We start from the raw sequence: 19,730 nt of genomic DNA, 5'->3' as shown, positions 1-19,730 counted from the left end.
AGGTAAAGGTTCACGCACCGCCGACGGCTTCGCCGGGCTTGAGCGGTCACGGGGGACGAACCGTCTCCCCCGTGGCGAACTCGGCTTGTCCCGGTGCAACTCCACAACGTTTAACGTGCCGGGAGATGCGGGTCAGCCAGCCCGAGGCTCCGAGCTGAAGTCCGTACGGCCTTGGGACGAGACTGTCGAATCCAAATGCCGGATCTGAGCATCGGACGGCGCGCTTGGAGGGATACCATTATCGCGCCCCCCGTGCGAACCAGACGACACGTGAGCCGGAACAGACAGGGACGGCGCGGCTTCCGAGGCCGGCCACATACTCCAATCAAAGTTGAACGGCATCTGCGACGATGAGGTTGACGTTGACCGGACTGTCTCCTGCCCTGTCCGTTCTGCCTCCTGGAGTTGCGCCGGCGGGACCACTCCGGACCAAGGTGGGCTTCCTTCGATCATCTCCAGCTGATTCAGACCGTGAGCATCGGGAAGGATCGGCGGCCGAGTGATCACGCGCCCCTGCTTACCGTGCTGCGCGCTCGCGTCGCCGCGGTACGTCGCGTAGTCGTGCCCGTGCGCCGCCCATGCGCGCTGCGTGATTTGATGAGCGAGGCTCGTCGTCGGCGCACCGCCCTCTGAATTGGCGCCTTCGTTCGACTGCTGCTCGACGGCGCGGCCTTGCGGATGGCCGAGCATCTTTTGGCTCTTGGCCGGCCTCAACTCTTCGATCTCATGCTGGTCGTTGAAGAGGAGCTCCTCGCCCGGCGGGAGGTCGCCGATGTGAAGCTCATCCATCAACTCATCCGCGGACCACTGGCCGTCGTGCCCTCCATTCAACGGACGAGACTGTCTAAAATCGAGTGCAGGCTCTTGGCGCGTGGATGGCTCAAGGGACGACGGACCGACTTCATCGGCCATCTCCAACAAAGACTCCGGAGTATCGCCTAGCGGGGGGAGGACTTTGGGCCAATTGAAGCCTCCCTGCGGCGCGCGTTGCTGCCAAGCGGCTTCCCATGCCCTCGGCAAGCCTGTGATCGGCGCCACTCCGCCCGTCTGCTGGCAGGCTCTGAGCCGATCGAGAGCCATGAGGAGGAGCCGTTTCCGACCCGTGTCGAACGAGGTGGCATCTTCGTCCAGCGACTTGTCACTGAGGCGGGCAGCAATTCCCGACTTGTTGTTTGCAAAAAGCCACCGGCTGAATCTGCGAAGAGGACGAGCATAATTCGTCTTCGCGGTGATCTCCTGGTACCCCGCCTTGACGAGAGCGTCTTCAAGCTCTGAAATTAGGGACATATCTTCGGGATGGAACGGAGGACGGACGAGGTCTCTCGCTCCATCACGGAGATGGTCGAGTGCGGCGCCGACCGCTCTGTGACCACCGGCATCCTTGTAGCGCTTGACGTCTTCATCCAGCGAGTCGTCTTCGTTCCACGCTTCTTCGTAAAGCCGAGCAGCAATGGCTGGCTTGTTGTGCTCACGCAGGTAGTGACTGAAATCGGTAAGAAGACTTGCATAGGTCGTTGCAGTGCTTGAATTCCCTGTGGTCGCAGCTTTGCTCTTGTACTCTTTGATGAGTGCCGTGTCCTCGGGATAAGCTGTCAGGTCCGGCCGGCCTTTTACCGGTGCGATTCCACCCATTGACTGGGAGGTTCGGAGATGAGCGAGTGCCGTGCGTACGTTGGTGGAACCACCCTTTCTTGTGAACTCCTCGGAATCATCGTCGAGCGATCCATCGTCAAGTCGAGCAGCAATGCCGGGCTTGTTGTTCTTGAACAACCAGCGGTCAAAGCTGAGAAGCCGATCTACATTGGCTTTGGCAGTGCTGTCGGCGGCGTTGCCCTTGAGAAGCGCCTCCTTGAGCCCCAGGATCAGGGGTAGATCTTCAGAATAAAGAACTTCGCCGCGACGACCTGGCAAACCCCAACCTGATTGATCCGCCTGCAGCGCCGGGTCGCGCCGGAACGCCTCATCGCCTCCAGGAGGCGGCATTACGCTGTATGCGTACCCCGCATCATGCTCATTGTTGATGAGAAATTCTTCGTCCGGCGGGAGGTTGTTTCCGTCAAGTTCAACCGGCAATTGGTCGGCCTGCTGGCTATCGCGAGGCCAGTTCAACCGAACGGATTCGTTGGAGCCTGGTGCCTGTTGGTGGCGCGCGGTTGGCTCAAAAGACGAGGATCCGGGTTCGTCTATCTCTTCCAATGGCAGATCACACTCGTGACCGGTTGCAGGAAGGACTTCTGGCCAGGTCATACCGCCCTCCGGCCCGCTGTGCTGCGCCTCTTCATTGCCAATGCGCCTCGACTTGATCAGGGCCGCGTCCTGGACGTCCGGATTAGGAGAACTATTGCGCGTGAGTTCCAGCATTCGGGTGCCCGCAGGCGACCTTAGGAGATTGTCCAATGCGGTTCCGATCGTCCTGTGACCGTCGGCAACCGCCATATAAGAGCTGGCGTCATTCACGAGCGACTCGTGACCTAGCCGGGCAGCAATTCCCGGCTTGTAGTTCTGGCGCAGGTAATGACTGAAATCGGCGAGAAAATTTGCATAGTTTGCGGCGCTAGGTCGAAGTTCAGTCGCTTTATACTCCTTGATGAGGGCCGCGTCCTCAGGATACGGATTGAGGACAACGCGGCCTGCGAACGGCGCGATTCCGCCTGCCGACTGAGATGCGCGCAGATGACCAAGCGCCGTATGGACCATATGCTTCCGACTGTTGTCAAAGGCCGCGACATCGCGGTCCAGAGTCATGTCATTAAGCCGAGCAGCGATTCCCGGCTTGTTGTTTTTGACGAGCCAACGCCCCAATCTGAGAAGACTACCTACATTTCCCTTCGCGGTGCTTTCGCAGGCTCCGGCTTTGATCAAGGCGTTCTCAAGTCCCAGAACAAGCGACGCATCCTCGGAATAAACGGGGCTGTTGCTGCGACCTACCAAAATCCTGTTCGATTGACCCGACCACGGAGGCGAGTCGGCCGGCACGGCCGCAACGCTCCGAGCGGCCGAGACCTGCCTTAGCACGCGCCTCCCTGAACTGCCCGCTTCGCTCGGCTGTCGCTCAACGGCTATTAGTTGCCGATCTTCCAGAATCCTCTGCCTCTTCGCAGGCCTCGCATCGGGCGCGTCCTGCTCATGATTGAAGAACACCCGCTCGACTGGCACCAGAGCGCTCCCGTCGAGCGCATCCATCTCCCCGTCCCAAGTCCATTGCTGATCGTGGGGCAAGCTCAAGTCACCCGCTCCGGAATTCGCTATGTCGAAATGGTGTGCGGTTGTCTCAAGAGACGGCAAGAAGCTTCGTTCGTCTATTGTCGCCAAAGGTGGATTCTCGGGATCTTGCGCGGCAAGGATTTCCGGCCAGTTGGCAGTCTCCTCCGAGACGTCGTGCCCCGCAGAGACATCCCCGACGCGGCTCGGCTGCGCGAGAAATGACTCTTGGAGGTCAGAAATGGGTGGAATATGGCGTCGGACTTCCATCGCTCGGACGCCGGGCGGAGACGCCAGCAGATGGGCAAGTGCGGCACTCGCTTTTTGGCGACCACCGAGGCCCGCCTCCTTGTAACGTTTGGCATCTTCATCCAACGTTGCATGGCCGAGCCTCGCGGCAATGCCGGGCTTGTTGTTGTCACGCAGATAGTGGCTGAAGTCGATAAGAGCCGTTGCATATCTCCTGGCGGTCTCTGTTCGTGCTTCTTTCTTGTACGCTTTGATGAGCTCCGCGTCTTGAGGGTAAGGATTGAGGTCGACGCGGCTGGAAATGCGGACAATTCCGACAGCAGATTGGGAGGCACGCAGATGCCTGAGCGCCGTAAGCACGGCCCGCTCCCCGCATTGCCTGAACTCCTCGGCATCTTTGTCGAGCGACTTGTCATGAATCCGCGCAGCAATCCCGGGCTTATCGTGCTTAACAAGCCAACGGCCCCATCTGAGAAGACAGCGTACGTTATCCGTCACGGTGCGATCGGCGGCGCCAGCCCTGATCAGTGCCGGCCTCACCGTCTCGATGAGAGCCGCGTCTTCCGAATAAAGGGGGTCCCCGCTTCGTCCGACGAACGCCCAAGTTGATTGGCTTGGCGGCTGCGCCGAGGGATCGAGCATCGCTCCCCCGTCGTCGCCATGCGGAGGCGGGATGTATGGGGGTCCACTCGTCCGCGTCGGCCGTTGCGCCTCCGATGCCGATACATCGATTTGCGTAAGCGCCTCGGGAAGCGATGATGGGCCAGCTTCGTCCATCATGCGACCAGGCAGGTCCTGCTCGTGATTACCCGCTCGAATGACTTCTGACCAGCTGGCAGATCCCTCCAATGCGCTAGGCTGCGCAGCGATGTCCCCAGCGTGGCTCGGCTCGATGAGACCTGCCTCTTCGAGAGCAGGAACGGGATTAAGGTAATGCCTAAGTTCGATCACTCGGGCGCACGCCGACCCTTTGAGATGAGCCAGTGCGGCACGCTGCGCTTGCAAGGTCGCTACACCAATTTGCGGAGGTCGATCGATAGGCGAAGATGGGTCGGTCTCGTCCACCATGCCAGCAAGCAGATCCTGCTCATGACCTTCCACAGCGAGGATCTCTGGCCAGTTAACAGCAGCCTCCGACGCGCTGCGCTGCGCAGCTGCGACATCAACGAGCCCAGGCTCGATGAAGATTGCGCCTTCGGGATCAGGGACGGCAGCGATATGGCGTCCATGCCCCCTTGTTCGGACGCCTGTTGACGACCTTAGAAGATGAGCCAACGCGGCGCCGATCTTCGGGTTGCCACCAGTCGCCTTATAGTCCTCAGCGTCTCCATCGAGAGACTGGTCGCCAAGTCGGGCAGCAATGCCCTCCTTGCAGCTTTCACGCAGGTATTGACCGAAGCTGCGAAGAGCACCCGCATAGACCCTCGCGGTGTCCGTCGCCGCGTCATTTTTGTACTCTATAATAAGGGCCGCATCCTCCGGATAAAGAGTGAGGTCGGCGACACCCGCAATCGGCGCGGCCCCGCCCGCCGACTGCGACGTCCGCAGATGATCCAGCGCCTTAGGCGCGCGCTTGGAACCACCCTTGCTGATGAACTCGCTGACATCGTTGGTCAGCGTACTGTTATTAAGACGACCAGCAATCGGCCCCTTGTTGTTTTCGAAGAGCCAGCGAGCCAAGCTGAGAAGATGACCCGCATTGCTCTTGGCGGTCCGTTCGGCGGCCCCGCCCTTGATGAGAGCCTCCCGAACCTCCTGAATAAGGGGCACATCTTCGGAATGAACAGGCCGCTTGCCACACCCTATCAAAACTCCGCTTGAGCGCGCCGGCTGCAGCGGCAAGGCAGCCGGCACAGCCTCGCTGCTTACTCCCTGCGATGCCGTCGCGAATTGTTGCCCGCTGACGTCCATGATGGATTGCGCATCAGATGCTGATCCACCCGATTGATGGGTGAGGAGCTGCATGGGCCTGCGAGCGGGCGATCTGGTGACCTCGCTCAGCTGGCGCTCAAAGGCCGCCGAGTCGACCAGAGAGGCGTCTTGCGAGCCGACGTTGTCCGATTGTCGACGCATCGGGTTCGTTGAGGTGAAGTCCATCCGCTCTCGCTTTCGAAGATGAAGGTTGGGGCTCCGGCGTATGCTGGTCTTGAGCCGCACATCGAGGGCATTTATGGGTTCAGCCGGGTTGAACCGCGCACCAGGGTCATGGGGCCCAGCATGCCGTCGCCAAGCTCCCCAAGCAGGGGTTGCTCCGATGTTGTTCCATTGCGATCCACTTCAGCCGACTGGAAACCTACGCTGGTTTGCTAGGAGAAATAGCTGTCGGGAACCTGACGGACGCAATGCTCTTCCTAACCGCAGCGTGAGAGAGAAGCCGGCAGCGTCCCGCAAACATGCGGACCATACTCAACCCTACGGCATTGATATCGCCCAAGCTATGGCGGGCATTGTGCTGCAACGAAAAGTACTTCTTGAGCGCAACGTTCAACACTGAGCTGCTGAATATCATGACTTCATTCAGATGCAGGAACGAGACCTTGATCTCTTCATCCTCGAAGAACTTTATAGCGGTAACGGCTTCGATGACTGGTTTGTGGAAAAGTCGGGCTCAAGGGTTTCCGGTGCGAAAAAGCCGAATTTCGGTTTCTGCAAAATCCAGCGCGAAGTGGGCGAAACCGACGTGCTCGCGGTCTTCTCGGAAAATTTCGAATCCGTTGCTGTTCTTATTGACGTTAAGATTGCCGCCGATTTCACAGAACGCCGGGCAAATCGTTACCATGAGTGCGTGTTGAACGAACCCGCTCCGCGGGAGGGCGAGGCCATTTATCTGAGAGGCATCTGTTTGAGAGGATTGGGCCGCAAGTCCGTTCCTCTTAATCCAGGAGTGCCTCATGGCCACGATGAGTTCGAGCCCGCTGCGCCGCCGCATGATCGAGGATATGACGCTGCGCAACTTATCACCGTCGACGCAGCAATCCTATGTGTACGCGGTTGCGAACTTTAGCCGACACTTCGGCCGATCACCTGACAAGCTCGGCCTTGAGCAGGTGCGCGCGTACCAACTGCACCTGATCGGGTTGAAGCGGTCGTGGACTCACATCAACCAAGTGACGTGCGCGTTGCGCTTTTTCTATGCGGTGACGCTCGGGCGCAAGGAGGCGATTGAGAACATTATTTCGGCCCGCGAGCCGATCAAGCAACCGCTGGTGCTGAGTGCGGAGGAAGTCGCCCGTTTCCTGGAGGCTGTACCGGCCCTGCGCGACCGCGTTGCGCTGGTGACGGCCTACGCTGCCGGGCTACGGGTCGGCGAGGTCAGCCGCCTGAAGCCCAGCGCGATCGACAGCAAGCGCATGCTGATCCTGATCACCGCCGGCAAGGGCGGCAAGGATCGTTACGTGATGCTGTCGCCGCGGCTGCTTAGCATCCTGCGATCCTACTGGTGTCTGGCCAAACCGCGCCATTGGCTGTTTCCGGGGCGCAATCCGGACGATCCGGTGAGCGTCGCCACGCTGCAAGAGGCTTGCCGCAAAGCTCGGCAACATGCCGGCCTCGATAAGCGGGTGACGGCACATGTTCTGCGGCACAGCTTTGCTACTCACCTTTACGAGCGCGGGACTGATATCCGGCTCATCCAAGTCCTTCTTGGCCATGCGCGATTGTCATCGACGGAGCGCTACACGCAAGTCGCAACCAATCTGATCGCACGGGCCAGAAGTCCGCTCGACGATCTCGACGCACGATTGAGATCTCGGCCCGAGTAGGTGCCCGGCGCACGTCCGGCGTTCGAGGTGGCGGACATCTTCCGCCAGCACGGCGACGCGTTCCGCGTCGCCCACGCCGGGCACCTCAGCCGATCCCAGCTGCGCGTGATGGGCGCCATCGAAGCGTGCCGGACTGCCGCGCTCGGTGGTCACGTCGAGTGCTGTGTCGACTGCCGGCACCAGCGGATCTCCTACAATAGCTGCCGCGACCGTCATTGCCCGAAGTGCCAGAGTACGGCAGCCCGCGAGTGGCTCAGCGCCCGCGCTGCCGACCTGTTGCCGGTCGAGTACTTCCATGTGGTGTTCACGCTGCCGGCGCCGGTGGCGGCGATCGCCTATCACAACAAGGCGACCGTCTACGCGATGCTGTTCGAGGCAGCGGCTGAGACTTTGAAGACGATTGCGGCCGACGAGCGGTACCTCGGCGCTGAGATCGGTGCGATCATGGTGCTGCACACCTGGGGCCAGACGCTGACCCATCACCCGCACGTCCACTGCATCGTGCCGGGCGGCGGGCTGTCGGCGCACGGCGATCGCTGGATCGCCTGCCGACCGGGCTTCTTTCTGCCGGTGCGCGTGCTGTCGCGTCTCTACCACCGGCTGTTCCTGGAGAAGCTGAGGGCTGCTTATCGTGCCGACAAGCTGCCTTTCTTCGGCAATCTGAAGCACCTCAGCGATCATTCAGCGTTCGATACAGTCCTTACGTCGCTGCGCCGCATCGAATGGCTGGTCTACGCCAAGCGACCTTTCGCCGGCCCCAAGCAGGTTCTAGCCTATTTGGCTCGCTACACGCACCGCGTTGCCATCTCCAATCACCGGCTTCTCGCAGTCGATAATGACGGCGCCACCTTCTCTTGGCGCGACTATCGCGACGGAGCACGGATGAAGTCGATGACGCTCGCGGCCGACGAGTTCATACGCCGGTTCTTGTTGCACGTCCTGCCCGATGGTTTCCAGCGCATCCGCCACTATGGATTTCTCGCTAACGGGCATCGCCGTGCCAAGCTCATGCTGATCCGTCGCTTGCTTGCGGCAACGCCACCTTCGATTGCTGATCAGGCGCCCGAGCAGCAGCCTGCGTGCGCAGTCGCAGACACATCCGAACGACCGCCATGCCCCTGTTGCGGAAGCCGCATGGTCGTTATCGAGATCCTTCCCGGACCTCGTCGGGGTAATCTGACGCCGGACACCTCATGAACCCAATCGCGCACGATAGTTTTCGCCGATATCACTGCTACCACGCTCTGGCCGACAGCGGGTCGGTGCTCGCCCAGCCATGCTGCAATTGCCGTTGCAAGCACGATTCCGCTCTTATTGCACACCGAGCCGGCCGAGCCGACTCGGCTGCGCACCAATCTGTGCATTTACCCATCCCCAACTGATCGCGGATCGCGCACGTCTGCGGCGCCCTCAATCCCCATAACCGCTTGAGCTCCCGGCCCGCGGCTTCGTTCAACCCGGCTTGAGCTGCGTCGCGCTCGTGCCTGGGTCGCGCATCCTCAAGCGCGACCCAGCTCAACCCTAAAAATTCCAGAGCATCGTGATCACCATTTCCAGCTGATCGTGATCGCTATTTCCAGCGATCGTGATCGGGGACAACGGGGAGGTGCGCACCGCTGACAGTCTGCAACCGGGGTAGCTCGGTCTTTTGCCTAAACCGCAGAGGATCGAGATGCCGACAGAGAGACTGTCCATGCGCCACATTCGCGAAGTTCTACGCCTGCACTTTAGCGTCGGCATGTCGCAACGCGCCGTTGCCCGCAGCCTCGGTCTGGCCAAGGGCACGGTCAGCAAGTACGTGAACCGAGCCCGCCGCGCCAGCCTGACCTGGCCTTTGCCGCCGGAGCTGGATGACGACGTCCGGCTCGAGAACCGCCTATTTCCACCGCCTTCCGATCGGCCCAACGACGAGCGTCCGCATCGGGATTGGGCGCTTGTGCATCGCGAGCTGCGGCGCCCGAACGTCACGCTGATGCTGTTGTGGGAGGAGTATTGCGACGCAAACTCCGACAGCTTCAGCTATGCGTGTTATGTTGCGGCCGGATTTATGTTGTCGCTGCTGAGCGAACCAAGGATTTCGCCAACTCTCCTCGGCTCGCTCCGCAACGTAAGAGTGTGACCTTTCGGCCTACAGAGCCTTCAAGAAGGCCATCAACGACGGGAGAGAGGGTTGTCGAGGCGGCGGCCTCAGGCTGCTGATATCGACCCTGTCTAACGCCTCTGCTTTCATCTCCAGGTCGACTTCAACATAGATGTGCGTGGTGTCTAATGACACGTGGCCCAGCCAAGCACGGATCGTGTTGATGTCGACGCCGGCGCGCAGCCTGCACGGCCGTTGTGTGCCGAACCGTATGTGGGCTCACGCGCTTCATCGCCAACGTCGGGACCGTTTCGCCCGCCATAGCGGCATATTGCGTCACGAGACGGTGTATTCCGAAGCGCGTCAAAGGTTGGTTCGTCCGCCCGAGAAAGACCCCTTCACTTTTGTTCCGGTCGGCTACAAGGCGAGTCAACGAGGTTGCCGTCGTTGACCACAGGGACAGATTCTGATCTTGTTTCCCTTGCCGAGAAGCCGCACTGACGGGGACGCCCCCAGTTGGAGATTGCCGACCGTCAATTTTGCTGCCTCATCGGCGCGAGCACCGCTGTTGTATAGGAAAAGCAGCAGAACATGGTCGCGCACCCCAAGACTCGTGCGTCGGTCAAGTTGGTTTAGCAGCGCGTCCATCTCGGCCTTTTCGAGGTATCCGATCGCTGTCTTGGCCGTCTTCTTGAACGGCACTGCCCGTATCTCGGAACACCAGGCCAAGTGGACCGGCGAACGCGTCCCGATAAAGCGCGCCAGTGAATGGATGGTCGCCAGCCGTTGGTTGCGGGTAACCTCGCTGCACTGGCGATCGCGCTCCAGGTGGTCCAGGAACTTGCGGACGACTTCCGGCGTCAACTCTTCCACGTCATGCGATCGATGGCGCAGCCTCCCTGCTTGCTGGCAAACGGCAGCAACAATGTCAGCGTGTCGCGGTAGCTGGCTTCGGTGTTGTGGGAAAGATTGCGCTCGGCGACCAGATGTTCCAGCAAGAACCGCCGGATCCACGGACCAAGCAGGCTCTTATCCTTCATGGTCGGCCTCCATCGCGTACAGAGCAAAGCGCTCGCTGGCCGCCTGGAGGAGATCCGGCGTCATCTGCAAACAGCGCTGGGTTGAACGGCTATCGATGTGGCCAAGGTAGGTTGCGAGTTGCGGAAGTAGTCGCTGCACCTCCTGGCCGGAGCGATACCATGCGATCACCCGGTGCACCGCGGCTGTGTGGCGAATATCGTGCAGCCGTGGAGGTCGAGGTTCGCCGACAGGGCAACTGAGTCCGGCGGCTCGGCGGACATGCTGAAACCAGGAGATGACCCGCACATAGTGCCAGGGTCGACTGCCGCGCGTAGTGAATAATGGAGATTCTTGTCCGCGCGGCAACCCTGATGCCTTGACAGCCGCGACCTTCAATCCGGCCCGCAGCCTGTTCACGACAAGCGTGGCAAGCGCCTCACCTTCCACGTCTTCGGCGATCATAAGCAAGGGCTTGCCGCTCTGCACGACCGCTTCCAGCAACGGCAGCATCGGTTGCAACACCGCAGCAAATTCGATGAGATTGCAGGCCGGCTGCGATCAGCGGCCGGTGCAGATGTCTGGGATCAGTTGTTCAACGGTGCGCGGCCCCTTCCTTTCGATGGGGGCGGCACGTTAAGGATCGATCAGCCGAAACGATGAAAGCCGCGAGATGGTCGCTGAATGTGTTCTTCCGGGTGGCCAAAGATTGGCTGCCATTGGAATCATCTGGAGAGAAGAGAAAGCTACGTTCACGATGAAGAGGGAGCGATGGCGATCCTCCAATGGAATGACGAGAGAAGAGCGACGTGATGGACAGCTGCACGTTCAGGAGAGCTCATTAACGGTCAGACTATTTAGTCAGAAAGCGCGGGTATACGAAGGCGCCTTGATCATTTCGGCGTCCTTTTCGCTAACGGCTTCAGCGCGAACAACTCGTACCACGAGGCGCGCTACTTGTTTGGTTATGCTTGCGACTATCACTTTTGCCTTTTCGCCATCGAGCAGAAAGCGGGCATGTTGCGACAACATGTCCTTTGCATTTGCAAATCGCCTCTGATCGGCAACGTTCAGCGCTAAATCGCGATGTTCCTGCGAGATAATTGTGGGGCGTCGGAACATGAGCTGGCGACCAATTCCGCTCTTTGGCTCGCCTAGATGTGGGAAGGCATCGACACGCGGTGTCCACAACTGAGCTGGTCACTGAGAAGCGCGGATTGAGTACGACATCGAGCAGATTGCTTTTTTTGGCGAAGGCCCAGCGCTTCAAATCTGTGATTCACCACCTCGCAATGTTGCCGCCCTGAAGAAGGCACTGGCAGCCGAGCACGTGATGCCTTTGGAGATCGCAGCTGAATGCTTGGCGCTAGGTGTCAGAAGTTGTTCTGTGTTTGAGAATGGAGTATGTGCCATGGTCCTTCTGAGCACCCGAATCCTGGAAATCACCAAGAAATTGCGGGAAGGCGTGCGATTGCTGAGGGGGTCTTTTGCATCTTGGAAAGCGGGCTGCCGTCGAGCTGTAGCGTCTTACCGAGCGAAGAAAACTCCTGCGCGCGACGTGAGAGTTAGAGCTGCGGTTGAGCAGGTTCGGAGCGGCGAAACCATCGTGTCCAGCGGAGTTGCGGCAGCCAACCGTCTCGGTTGGACGACGCAGGTCGTTGTTCGGGAGGTTTATCTAAGGTACGGTCTTTCGCGTGAGCCTTACATCGGCAAGCAGATGGTGGAACTCAAGCATGCGTCCGGTTTGCAGCTAGTGCTTGCAAACGGTGGAGCAGGTGCGGGGGTCCGCGGCGCTTGCCGGGGCCGCGCCAAGGCAAGACAAGCGCTGCGGTCCGTCAGCCAGAAACTCACTCCGGCTGAATCGCTCGGGCACAGCGTGCTGCAGGATGACGCAAGTCAAATGGCTCTTTCCGCGAACTTCGACAGTGATCTCGCCGCCTTTCGCGCTTCGGATGCTGGTCCAGTTGGTCGACTTCCATCGTCGCCTTAGGGAGCTCCCGCATGAGCCGAGCAGCGCCGGCTTCTAGATTGGTGATCCGTTGCACTTGCTGCGCACGCAAATTCTCTCGGCGCCGGCCGCACGCAGAGGCAAACTGCAGTACGCCTACTGCAGCAAAGGTGGCATCAGAGGGTGAGGCCGCGATCATTGAGCACCTTGTCTCTTAGAGCGCCCTTGATCTCACGGGCGATTTGTTTACGAACTGCGGCACCCAATTCCCGCTTGGCATCCTCGACGAGGCCAGCTTCAGCCTCTGTCAGGCCTCTGTCGGCCAGCTGTTGCTCAAGTCGGCTGTCGAACTCGTTCCCCATTGCAGCAATGAGCTGGTCCTGCGCCATGGCGTGGTCTTCGGGTGCGATGCGACGCACCACGTCGTCCCAAGGTTGCCAGTCCACCGCCAAATAATCGGCGAATTCCGCCGCCTCCCTGTTCCGGACGGATGTCTCTGCGAAATCAACGTCAGCGTCGGTGACGCCGGAGACTTCAAAGAAGCGCATGTCCGGCGCGACGTGCTGCAGTCCCAGCCGTTCGCGTAGCTTGTTTTGATAAGCAAGAAAGACCTCAATGGCGTCGATGCCTTCGACGTTGTTGCCCGAGCCTAGCGACTGAACCTTCTCGCGCGCAATTCTCTCCAGCGCGTCCAGGCGGAACATGACCCGGCCCAGATCGACGAGATCGGGAAGTCGAGCCTTGTCGTTATAGGCGCCGTTCTCGACGTCTGCGATGAGGCGTGCGGTCTGCATGCCGTTCCAGGTCAAAGTTCTGCGATCCTCGCAGCTCTGGTTGGCGTCCAGGGCCAGTTGGAAGTAGCGCGTAACCAATTGCGGGTTTTTCGCTGCCCCCCGCAGATCATTGGCCACCGACTGCCGGAATTCTTCATTCTCAGCGTTCACGGAGTCGAACAGTTTGCCAAGGAAGAGCGCGTATTCCCGGGCGCCCGGCTCTTCAGCAACGCTCTGCCAAACCGCCAGGACCTCTTGATCGCCGTCCTGTGGATTGCCCCGGAGCCAGTCTGCGACCGTTTCAATGAGAGCATCGGCCTCTTCATCGTCTGTCCCGGACCATTCACTAACGTCATTGCGTGGAAGGTAGACGGTCGGACCGACATAGCCTTCGGCGCTTAGGACTGTATCCAGGTTCGTCAGCACCTGTTCGGGCAGCGGATTTTGAGTCGCATATATCCTGCTACTGGCGCCTAGCCGCGTCAGCAGGTCCTCGGGCAGGCTCGTCAACTGGTTTTGGCTGGCGTCGAGAAGCTCCAGTGAAGCAGGGAGGGCCTCCGGCAAACGCGTTAGTTCGTTTTCGCCGACGTCGAGATACCGGAGCCTGGCAGGAAGAACCTCCGGCAGATTCGTCAACTGATTGTTGCGGGCGTAGAGAAGCCGGAGCGAAGCAGGGAGGACCTCGGGCAGGTCTACCAATTGATTGTAGTTGAGGTCGAGAAACTGCAGCGCAGCAGGTAGGACCTCAGGCAAGTTCCTCAGCCGGTTGGAGCTCGCGTCAAGACCTCTGAGCTCGGTCGGAAGCGCGGGCAGGCTGGTCAGCTCATTGCCCCTAAGGTCAAGACGCTGGAGCGAAGGAGGGAGGCTATCCGGCAGACTTGTAAGCCGATTGAAGCCTACATCCAGGACGACGATGGCGTTCGGAAGTGGAGGTAGGCTAGTAAGCCTCAACGCTCCGAGATTCAGTCTGGCGGCCTCACCCCGAGCGTTCAGTCGTCTTACAGCTTCTTCCCGATTCTCAAGCGGGCCCGTCTCCGATTCGGTAGCCCAATTCTCAAGCACCTCGTGGTCAACGTCCTCTGCATGGGCTGAGCCCCCGGAGTTTGCTGCGTAGCCTGTCAGGAATGCGTCCCACTGCGCCTCCGGTCCGCTTTGCTCGGCCTCTTGTCTGGAAGATGTAGAACGGAAGAAGCCTCCGCCGCCGGGCTGAATTTGTCTTCTCTCAAAAGGATCCATCTTACCCTCCTTACGAAACTGAGTAGACTCAGTCACGGTGGCATGCTCTAGCACCTAAGATACTTAGCTTTCGAAAAGCTGACAGACTGTCCAGCGCGGCGGCGATGGCCGCGTTCGCCTCGGCCAGCGAGAAGAAGGTCTGTCGGCGAAGCCGCCCCAGGATGTAGGTCTGGGCAAAACGCACCCCGGCTTCCACTTTTGCCTTATCCCGGGGTTTCGCCATCATCCCGTAGCTGCGATTGATTTCAGGATCGTAGAACGAAGCCCTGTGCACGCCGGACTTCAAATTGTCGGGAACGATTAGGCGTGGCACCCCGCCAAAGAACCGGAACATGCGGACATGGGCCTCGATCCAGTCCGGAAGTGTCTGCGTCCAGGTCGCCTCGGCGTAAGTATAATTTGAGGCGCCAAGCACGGCGACGAAGATTTCCGCGTCGCGCACAACCCCGGTTTCGCGATCGACGATCATGATTTCCTTGCCGGAGTAACAACAAAGACCTTGTCACCGGCCGGATGGTCCTGTCGCATCGTCGGAGACAGACGCCGCTCGAACTCCCGGAATAAATCGCAGAACCGCGAAATATGTTCACGATTACATATTAGAGAGCGTTTTTAGATTGGCGGCGCGCAGCACCCAACATGGGCACTCGCGAGGGGCACCGGTAATCTAAAAACGTGTTGGACGAAGCCGCGGGCACGCTGCTGCAGCTATGGGTGTTGAATCACTGCGCCGTTGTTTGTGAACGTCGTGATCTGGACTGGAGACAAGTCCAAAGCGGACATTATCACGAAAGTACTGGGTGGAAGCGAGATCTGGGAAGCGAAGTAGCCGAAAATGCGAAGCGCCGGAGGTTTGACGTCGGAAGAACGACAACAGGGTTCAGGCGGCGGCGGTGGTGGTGCCTTAGGGATTGGGCGCGGCAGCAGCTCCAGCGGGCTGGTCGCCGCGCAGACTTTGTTCGTGGCTATCCGGAGCTATTGCGCGGTTGTGGACAGGCTGCGATGGCCAAGCAAGAGCTGGATGGTGCGAAGATCGGTGCCGGCCTCGAGTAGATGAACGGCGAAGGCATGCCGCAGCGAATGCGGTGTCACGGGCTTGGCAAGGCCCGCTAACCGATGCGCCTTGCTGCAGGCGTCCTGCACCGCGTTGGTCGATATCGGCTCGTTGGGGATACCGCCGGGAAACATCCACGTGCTCGGCCGGACGGCGCGCCAATAGTCGGTCAGTGTCTCCAGCAACCGTGCCGAGAGCATGACGTAACGGTCCTTCTTCCCTTGCCTTGATCGACGCGTAGCACCATCCGCCGTCGGTCGATGGCCCCCGGCTTTAGGCGTACCGCTTCGGAAATGCGCAGACCGGCGGCGTAGCATGTTGTCAAGATCACTTGATGCTTGAGGCTCTCCACGCAGCCGAGGAAGTGCAGTACCTCTTCGGGGCTGAGGATGACGGCGAGCGTCTTGGGCGCCTTTGGACACGGAATGATAAGGTCGAAATCCCATTCGAAGCCGAGCGTGATACGGTACAAGAAACGGAGCGCTGAGACGGTCACGTGGATCGACTCGGCGCCAACTTCTTCTCGTTCGTCAGATAGACTTGGTAGGCGCGGACATCTTCCGGCCCAAGCAAAGCCGGCGACTTCGCAAAATGGCGGGCGAACTGCGAAAACTGCAGCAGATAGGAATCCTGCGTATACGGTGACAAGTTGCGGATCTGCATGTCGTTTATCATGCGTAACCGAAGCGGGGTCATTGAAGGCTCCTTGGCAAAAAAACGAAAACTGTCCGAGGGCAGCAACGCCATCTTGCTCGAAGCCAAGCCTATGAACGCTGCAAATTACGTCTCACCATGGCACGCCAAAGCAGTTACACTTGCTTCAGCCGCATTCCTTCATCCGACGATGGGCCACTCTTGCCGAGTGTTCTGCCGCGGAGCGGCTTCGTCCAATTCGCGTTATGTTGCGGCCAGATTTATGTTGTGCAAGGAGCGATAATTGCGGGGAGCGTGAACACTGTGGGCATTGTTCACGCAACATAATTCGACGTCTGGGTAGCGAACCATTTGTCCAGTGGAGGCTCGCTATGGAGTCGTCCGTGAAGATCGGCTAAGCAATTGAGCTAGAATCGCATTTGTCGTTGCGGACTGTTTTGCGATTGCAGGATTGCGCCCTTGCTGGTGAGCTTCACCTCGTCATCGGCAAGGATTTCGAAGCCATCCCCGTTACGCTTGCGGATGGCGCGATGCCTGAGCGAGCGAAGACGGATGCTCGTCTTCGCCCGGGTAACGAACAAAGCCTTGCTATCATTGATCTTCTGCCACCAGTCGAAACGGCAATAGCCCTTGTCAAACACATAGGTGGTGGCGGGCTGGATTGGGGTCTGTCGGCCGATCTCGATGTCATTGACGTTCGCGGCCGTCATCTCGACGCAGGTCGGGACATCGCTCCTTGGGTCGTAGACGACATGCAGCTTCATGCCGCGGATGCGGCCGTTCCACGTCGCCCAACTGCAGACCTTGCCGAGCGGGATCGGACTGGCGTCGATCAGACGCACCATCTCCATGCCTTCACTCCGCAGCTGGCGACGCGCCATCGCCGACAGCGCCGCAAAGGTTTGCGCGAAAATGCCGATCGGACGGCGGGCATTGGCATCGGACAACGTCGAGCGCGACAGCTTGCCGGTTCCCAAGTGATAGTGATGCTGCGAATTGGCGTTGAAGCCAGTCACCACCCCGCGCAGACTGCTGTTGCCGCTAAGCTGGGCATAGATCAGCGCCACCAGATGATCCCAGCTCCTGAACGACTTGTCGTAGGCATCCCCGTCCAGACGATCCACAACCGTCTGAAACTGCCGTCGATTGATCGGTTCAAGCAGCCTTCCAAAAATGCTACCGCGATATCGCATGCTCGGCCCTCTGTGTCTCGACAACCAGAAAAGACCGATTTGCCTCGGTCCTGCCGAGCATGCACCGCGACACAGTGAATCATTCCCCGGACACCCCTGCATGCTCCGGAGGTGGAGTGCATCGGCAAGGGTAAGGCCAGCGCTCCTTACGAGTTCGGGGTGAAGGCCTCCATCGTCACCAACAACCGCCGTGCTCCTGGGGGCCTGTTCGTGCTGCACGCCAAGGCGCTGCCCGATAACCCCTACGACGGTCACACCTTGCGGGACGCCATCGACCGCACCGAGACACTCACCGGCTGTGCGATCGAGCGCGCCTATGTCGACAAGGGATACCGCGGCCACGACGCGCAAGATCCCCGTCGCGTCTTCATCTCCGGCCAGAAGCGCGGCGTCTTCGGTGTCATCAAGCGCGAGCTGCGCCGCCGCTCCGCCATCGAGCCCATCATCGGACACCTGAAGGCCGAAGGTCACCTCGGCCGCTGCTACCTCAAGGGCCGCCCAGGAGACGCCGCCAACGTCGTCCTCTCAGCCATGGGCCACAACTTCCGCCGCATCCTCGCCTGGCTCAGGAAGCTCTTGCGCTTCATCCTGATCGCTCTTTGGCCCGCCTTCGCAACCCCAGTCGCCCTCGACCCCGCTTGACGGACGACTACCGAATTTATGCCACGTGCAATGGTGACGCGCCGAGCGCCTCCTGCCGATTGCCGATGCCGCATCTTCATGAAGGCGACGGCAGCAGAGCGCTGAATCGCCGAAGCCGCAGCGTTGGAGAGCAACTGCTGGCGGAAGACTCCATTGCTACCGATTGCGATGCTATTCGTCGCATTATTTGCGGAGAATGCGAATTCTCGAATTCTCCTAGCGGACATCTATCCGGCCATGAATAGGGCAAAGATAGAGCTGTAGTTGACATTAAATTGCTGGTATTGCTACAAAAATGAGCACTCACAAACCGGACAAAGAACCGGCCAAATCAGCGGTCCCAGACAGAGGTGAAAGCACCGGCCTGATGGAACCGATGCTTGTCTCCGAAAGCTCGGGACGCCGAACCCAGCTCGCCGACCTCTCGGTCGAACTGGCGGCAAAGTCGGCCGCTTTCAGGCACAGCCTGCCCAGGGGTGTTCTGATCTCCCTGGCTAGGCTCGTACGTTCGATGAATTGCTACTATAGCAACCTGATCGAGGGGCACGACACTCACCCGATCGATATAGAACGCGCACTCAAGCACGACTACAGCGCCGACCCCAAGAAACGCGACCTGCAAGAGGAAGCCATCGCCCATATCGCCGTCCAGGAGTGGATCGATGAGGGAGGCCTCAATGGTCGCGCGACGATGCAGGACGGCATCATCGAAGTCCATCGCCGCTTCTGCGAGTTGCTCCCGACAGACCTGCTTTGGGTCGAGAATCCGGACACCAAGGAACGTGTCGAGGTCGTCGCTGGCAAGCTGCGCGACCGCGACGTTGCGGTGGGCCGCCATGTGCCGGTCAGCCCGGGCGCCCTGCCGCGCTTCCTCACCCGCTTCGAGGAGTCGACGCAATCGTCGCCTCGGCCTGCGCCCACCACCGCCTGCTTTGGATTCACCCGTTCCTGGATGGAAATGGCCGCGTTGCGCGGCTCATGTCCTATGCCATGCAGCGGGAAACGCTCGACACCGAGGGCTTTTGGTCCATCGCGCGCGGCCTTGCCCGCAACGAGGCGACCTACAAGCAACATCTTACTGCCTGTGACATGCAGCGCCGCAACGATCTGGACGGTCGCGGCACGCTAAGTGAAGAAGCATTGGCGGAATTCGCGATCTTCTTTCTGCAGACCTGCATCGATCCGGTCACCTTCATGCAAGGGCTCGTGCAATCCGATCATCTCCGCAACCGCATCCTGATCTGGGCCGAAGAAGAAACACGGGCCGACCGCCTGCCCCAAAAATCAGGAGCCATTTTGGAAGCGATCCTCTTCCGTGGTGAACTTCCGCGCGGCGATGCCGCTGCTTTACTGCAAACAAGCGAGCGCAGCGCCCGCAGGGTTACATCGGCCCTCCTTGAAGCGGAAATTCTAACCTCCGAAAGTCCGCGGGCGCCGCTACATCTCGCCTTCCCGGCGCGGCTCGCGTCGCGTTGGATGCCGGGACTGTTTCCCAGGTAGGATTGCGCGGCAATGACAGCGAGAAATCAATTACCTCGCATGGGCCGGGCGAGCGACCCGCTAAGGCCGGTAAAACGGCTTCGCTGTCACGATCTTTACCAACTCGCTTTGCGCGAGGGAGTAATGTCGCCGTAGTGCTCACCTAGCGTCTCACTTCGCCAGTCCTCAAATCACGTCCGGGAGTGCCGCGGCGCATCATTATTAGGTGCGGCGATAAGCGATGCCAGATTTCAAGGTCATTGCTCGCCTGCATTTCGACGAACAGACCATGTTCGTCGGTGCGAATAACACGCCCAGCGGTATCAGATGTGGTCGCCAAGACAGTCTTGGGTCTCTCGGTGAGCTGGCGCCGCACAAGACCTCCATCGCCGTCCCGTAGAAGGAATGCGAGGAGAACACGTCGAGGCAGAACTTGTGCAGCG

Annotated in this window: 14 protein-coding genes and 5 pseudogenes; 9 read left to right on the top strand and 10 right to left on the bottom strand. The window is 59.8% G+C overall.

Annotated features, from left to right (window positions below):
- Window positions 1-132: 132 nt before the first annotated feature.
- The gene (locus ACVMB1_RS01955) at window positions 133-5,547 is read right to left on the bottom strand and encodes a hypothetical protein (protein ID WP_456848162.1); all 5,415 of its coding nucleotides are present in this window, start codon (window positions 5,545-5,547) and stop codon (window positions 133-135) included.
- Window positions 5,548-5,971: 424 nt separating this feature from the next.
- Between ACVMB1_RS01955 and ACVMB1_RS01950 the strand changes: the two genes are divergently transcribed.
- The 4 genes from ACVMB1_RS01950 to ACVMB1_RS01935 all read left to right on the top strand — a co-directional run bounded on the left by ACVMB1_RS01950 (window position 5,972) and on the right by ACVMB1_RS01935 (window position 9,330).
- Window positions 5,972-6,454 (top strand): hypothetical protein, encoded by a 483-nt coding sequence (locus tag ACVMB1_RS01950; protein WP_456814020.1) that lies wholly within the window; start codon window positions 5,972-5,974, stop codon window positions 6,452-6,454.
- Window positions 6,342-7,211: a tyrosine-type recombinase/integrase gene (locus ACVMB1_RS01945; RefSeq protein ID WP_081335036.1), complete on the top strand. Its 870-nt coding sequence runs from the start codon at window positions 6,342-6,344 to the stop codon at window positions 7,209-7,211. The genes ACVMB1_RS01950 and ACVMB1_RS01945 overlap by 113 nt, the downstream gene beginning before the upstream one ends.
- The gene (locus tag ACVMB1_RS01940) at window positions 7,212-8,408 is read left to right on the top strand and encodes an IS91 family transposase (RefSeq protein WP_456814019.1); all 1,197 of its coding nucleotides are present in this window, start codon (window positions 7,212-7,214) and stop codon (window positions 8,406-8,408) included. It begins immediately after the preceding gene.
- A gap of 496 nt (window positions 8,409-8,904) precedes the next feature.
- The gene (locus tag ACVMB1_RS01935) at window positions 8,905-9,330 is read left to right on the top strand and encodes a sigma factor-like helix-turn-helix DNA-binding protein (protein WP_176731254.1); all 426 of its coding nucleotides are present in this window, start codon (window positions 8,905-8,907) and stop codon (window positions 9,328-9,330) included.
- Window positions 9,331-9,720: 390 nt separating this feature from the next.
- On the opposite strand, the gene ACVMB1_RS01930 is transcribed toward ACVMB1_RS01935, so the two are convergent.
- The 4 genes from ACVMB1_RS01930 to ACVMB1_RS01915 form a co-directional block, all read right to left on the bottom strand.
- Window positions 9,721-10,164, bottom strand: a complete 444-nt coding sequence (locus tag ACVMB1_RS01930) for a tyrosine-type recombinase/integrase (RefSeq protein WP_253603449.1) — start codon at window positions 10,162-10,164, stop codon at window positions 9,721-9,723.
- A complete protein-coding gene (locus tag ACVMB1_RS01925; RefSeq protein ID WP_176731253.1) occupies window positions 10,152-10,331 on the bottom strand; it encodes a site-specific integrase in 180 nt (59 codons plus the stop codon). Before ACVMB1_RS01925 ends, ACVMB1_RS01930 begins: the two co-directional genes overlap by 13 nt.
- Window positions 10,321-10,821: a hypothetical protein gene (locus ACVMB1_RS01920; protein ID WP_456849955.1), complete on the bottom strand. Its 501-nt coding sequence runs from the start codon at window positions 10,819-10,821 to the stop codon at window positions 10,321-10,323. The genes ACVMB1_RS01925 and ACVMB1_RS01920 overlap by 11 nt, the downstream gene beginning before the upstream one ends.
- A 348-nt stretch (window positions 10,822-11,169) precedes the next feature.
- Complete coding sequence (locus ACVMB1_RS01915) at window positions 11,170-11,430, bottom strand: hypothetical protein (protein WP_069275652.1); 261 nt, start codon at window positions 11,428-11,430, stop codon at window positions 11,170-11,172.
- Window positions 11,431-11,641: 211 nt separating this feature from the next.
- On the opposite strand from ACVMB1_RS01915, the gene ACVMB1_RS01910 reads away from it, so the two are divergent.
- A complete protein-coding gene (locus ACVMB1_RS01910) occupies window positions 11,642-12,298 on the top strand; it encodes a DUF6088 family protein (RefSeq protein WP_375167293.1) in 657 nt (218 codons plus the stop codon).
- A 134-nt stretch (window positions 12,299-12,432) separates the two neighbouring features.
- On the opposite strand, the gene ACVMB1_RS01905 is transcribed toward ACVMB1_RS01910, so the two are convergent.
- The 4 genes and pseudogenes from ACVMB1_RS01905 to ACVMB1_RS01890 all read right to left on the bottom strand — a co-directional run.
- Complete coding sequence (locus tag ACVMB1_RS01905; RefSeq protein ID WP_253587806.1) at window positions 12,433-14,265, bottom strand: NEL-type E3 ubiquitin ligase domain-containing protein; 1,833 nt, start codon at window positions 14,263-14,265, stop codon at window positions 12,433-12,435.
- Between the two features lie 64 nt (window positions 14,266-14,329).
- Window positions 14,330-14,844, bottom strand: a pseudogene (locus ACVMB1_RS01900) (IS21 family transposase); the annotation flags it as partial.
- Between the two features lie 300 nt (window positions 14,845-15,144).
- Window positions 15,145-16,015: pseudogene (locus ACVMB1_RS01895) on the bottom strand (site-specific integrase); the annotation flags it as partial.
- Window positions 16,016-16,428: 413 nt separating this feature from the next.
- A pseudogene (locus tag ACVMB1_RS01890) lies at window positions 16,429-17,166 on the bottom strand (IS4 family transposase); the annotation flags it as partial.
- A gap of 99 nt (window positions 17,167-17,265) precedes the next feature.
- On the opposite strand from ACVMB1_RS01890, the pseudogene ACVMB1_RS01885 reads away from it, so the two are divergent.
- Window positions 17,266-17,808 (top strand): annotated as a pseudogene (locus tag ACVMB1_RS01885) (IS5/IS1182 family transposase); the annotation flags it as partial.
- A 331-nt stretch (window positions 17,809-18,139) separates the two neighbouring features.
- Here the strand turns inward: ACVMB1_RS01885 and ACVMB1_RS01880 are convergent.
- Window positions 18,140-18,646, bottom strand: a complete 507-nt coding sequence (locus ACVMB1_RS01880) for a hypothetical protein (RefSeq protein ID WP_210185738.1) — start codon at window positions 18,644-18,646, stop codon at window positions 18,140-18,142.
- Between ACVMB1_RS01880 and ACVMB1_RS01875 the strand changes: the two are divergent.
- The 3 genes and pseudogenes from ACVMB1_RS01875 to ACVMB1_RS01865 form a co-directional block, all read left to right on the top strand.
- Window positions 18,562-18,780: pseudogene (locus tag ACVMB1_RS01875) on the top strand (Fic family protein); the annotation flags it as partial. The gene ACVMB1_RS01880 and the pseudogene ACVMB1_RS01875 sit on opposite strands and share 85 nt — an antisense overlap.
- Before the next feature lie 6 nt (window positions 18,781-18,786).
- A complete protein-coding gene (locus tag ACVMB1_RS01870) occupies window positions 18,787-19,308 on the top strand; it encodes a hypothetical protein (protein WP_245313722.1) in 522 nt (173 codons plus the stop codon).
- Window positions 19,309-19,528: 220 nt separating this feature from the next.
- Entirely contained in the window at window positions 19,529-19,687 is a 159-nt protein-coding gene (locus ACVMB1_RS01865) for a hypothetical protein (RefSeq protein ID WP_176731252.1), read from the top strand.
- Window positions 19,688-19,730: the final 43 nt, after the last annotated feature.

It is taken from the genome of Bradyrhizobium sp. USDA 4504, assembly GCF_054063995.1.
The sequence above is the reverse complement of the archived record's forward strand: the minus strand, read 5'-3'. Positions and strand labels throughout refer to the sequence as shown.